The sequence below is a fragment of the Streptomyces sp. ADI95-17 genome, from assembly GCF_003846175.1.
Taxonomy (GTDB): Bacteria; Actinomycetota; Actinomycetes; order Streptomycetales; family Streptomycetaceae; genus Streptomyces; species Streptomyces sanglieri.
On record NZ_ML123060.1, the window covers coordinates 1 to 2,696 of the forward strand.

The window sequence follows — 2,696 nt, forward strand, 5'->3', positions numbered from 1 at the left end:
CCGCTACGCGGCGGAAGACGACAACGCACTCCGTGCGTTGTTCCCGGACTTCGTCCGGGGTTGCCGGTCCACTCCGTGGCCCGGGCAGTCAACTTCGTTGACTGCGGCCCGGATCGCTCCGCGATCCGGGCGGCGGGCCCTGCTCCGCACGGCCCTTGGGCTGGCTACGGGTTGGGGGTGGCCTTGCTGGGAAGTGCGGTGACGGGTCGTGAAGACCGGGGCTTCCTATCCGATCTCTAGTCCCTTGAGTCCCTGTCAGGAGGGTTCAGGGGTTGACAGGAACGGCCCTGCGCAGATTACAGACTGGCGGTTCAGAAACACTTCTAGTCGGTGTGCGTCACTCTTGATGCCCAGCTACATTAAGGAGTGTGAGCCGACACCCTGCCGCTGTCCCTGGGGTCGATTGTCTGTGTCTTGGTTGTCGCTGAAAATGCATGTTGCTGCACAGGGATCCGGGCATTTTCTGGCTTGGAAATATATCTGAAGCGGTCGAGGAGAGGAAATTTTGGTGACACTGAAGGAGTTGTTTCCGCATCAGGTGGAGGCGGTCGACGCGGTTCTGAGGGTCTTGCAGACACCTGCGAGCGGACACCTGCCGGCCGAGGGGCTGCGGACCCAGGTCATCGCCGCGACCGGCTCCGGGAAGACCCTGATCGCCGTCGCGGCCGCCGAGAAACTCGGCGCGCGGCATGTCCTGGTACTGGTGCCGACACTGGATCTGCTGACCCAGACCGCGGCCGCGTGGCGGGAAGGAGGCCGTACAGGGGCGATGGTCGGGGTGTGCTCGCTTCGGGCCGACGACTCCGACGGTGTGCCGTGCACGACCGATCCGGGCGAACTCGTCTCCTGGGTAAGGGGTCTGGAGCGGGTGACGGTGTTCGCCACGTACGCCGCCGTCGGCCTCGGCATCCTCCAGCGCGCACACAGTGGCGGCCTTGGTGCGTGGGACCTGATGGTTGTCGACGAGGCGCACCGCACCAGTGGGTACGCGGGTAAGCCGTGGGCCGCGGTGCACGACCAGACGAAGATGCCGGCGACCCGCCGTTTGTACATGACCGCGACGGCCCGGATCTGGGAAGCACCCGAGCATGCCCGGAGCGGTGAGTCCGGTGCGCCGCGGTTGATCGCGAGCATGGATCCGGGGTCACGGGTGTTCGGGCCGGTGGCGTACAAACTGACGCTCTCACAGGCGGTGAGCCGCGGGTTGGTGGCGCCGTATCAGGTGGTGTGCGTAGATATTTCCGATCCCGAGTTCCATCAGCTGCGCCAGGAAGCCGGGTACGGGTCGGACGCCGCACGCGGAGCACGGCTCGCCGCACTGCAGACCGGGATCGTGACCGCGGCCGCCCAGGAAAACCTGCGCAAGGTCCTGACGTTCCACAGCCGGGTCAGCGAAGCCGAAGCCATGGCCACAGGCGTCATCGACGCGGCCAGGAAGCTCTGGGAAGACGATCCGCGACGCTACCCAGAGCCGGAGCGGGTATGGGCGGACTGGCTGTACGGCCAACACCCACCCGCCCACCGGCGCGCCGTCCTGGAGAAGTTCGCCTCCGACATCATCACGAACCAGAACCAGGACCAGGCGCAGCTGGTCAAGGGTGGCGTCGGGAGGCGCAGCAGGGATGGCAGAGGCGGCAGGGGTGGCGGGCGCGGCAAGGATGGGCAGCGGTCGGGGAAGGGGCTGGTGCCGGCGGCGTTGCGGGTGCTCAGCTCGGTGAAGGTGCTGGGCGAGGGCGTCGATACCGCGAATTGTGATTCCGTCGCATTCTGCGATGTACGGGGGTCGATGATCGATATCGTGCAAATGGTCGGACGAGCCCTGAGAATCAAGCCCGGTGAAGGGAAGATTGCTTCTCTGGTCGTTCCTGTATTCCTTGCGCCGGGCGAAACATCGGACGAAATGCTGACCTCGGATGCCTACGGCACCCTCGCGAAGGTCCTCGGGGCGTTGCGGGCACACGACACCGACACCATCGAACACCTCGCGGATCCCCGTATCCGGAGCGGGAGTTGGCACCCGGAAGGTGCCGAGGAAGGCGAGGTGGAGGCTGAGCGGGAAGTGTCGGCGGGTGAGCAGGGGCCGAGTGTGCCCGCGCGGGAGCTGCTGAAGTTCAGCACGCCCAGGGATCCGGCGCTGCTGGCACGGTTCGTGAAGCTGCGGGTCATCGAGCCCGAGAACACGTTCTGGCGGCGCGGTATCCAGGCGTGCGTGCGGTATCTGAAGGAGACCGGGGCGCAGCAGTTGCGGGTGCCGTACGACTACATCACCCCGGATGACTGGGTGCCGGCCGGGTTCCCGCTGGGGACCTGGCTCGCCGACCAGCGGAAATCCCAAAAAGTGGGGCGTCTGGATGCGGGGCGGGTGGAACAGCTCGACGGGCTGGGGATGGTGTGGTCGCATCAGGACGTCGCGTTCGAGGAAGGCCTCGCCGCTGCCCGCGCCTGGGCGGCCGTGCACGGACACCTGTTGCCTCCCGCCACCGCGGTCTGGGACGGATACCCGGTCGGGACCTGGGCCAAGAACCAGAGATTCGCCGCCCGGGCAGCAGACACCAACGCGCAGCGAAGGCAGGCCGGCCTGGCTGTCGAGAGCAGTGCGGGCGCGTTGACCGAGGCACGGCGCGCAGCGCTGGAGGAGATCGATCCGGGCTGGTGCCCGGTATGGGACACGGGGTGGCAACGCTGCTTCCGCCTCG

Annotated in this window: 1 protein-coding gene; it reads left to right on the plus strand. The window is 66.9% G+C overall.

Annotated features, from left to right (window positions below; all coding sequences use genetic code 11):
* Positions 1–508: 508 nt before the first annotated feature.
* A partial coding sequence (locus EES42_RS44420) for a DEAD/DEAH box helicase (protein WP_124723861.1) occupies positions 509–2,696 on the plus strand: 2,188 nt, incomplete at its 3' end.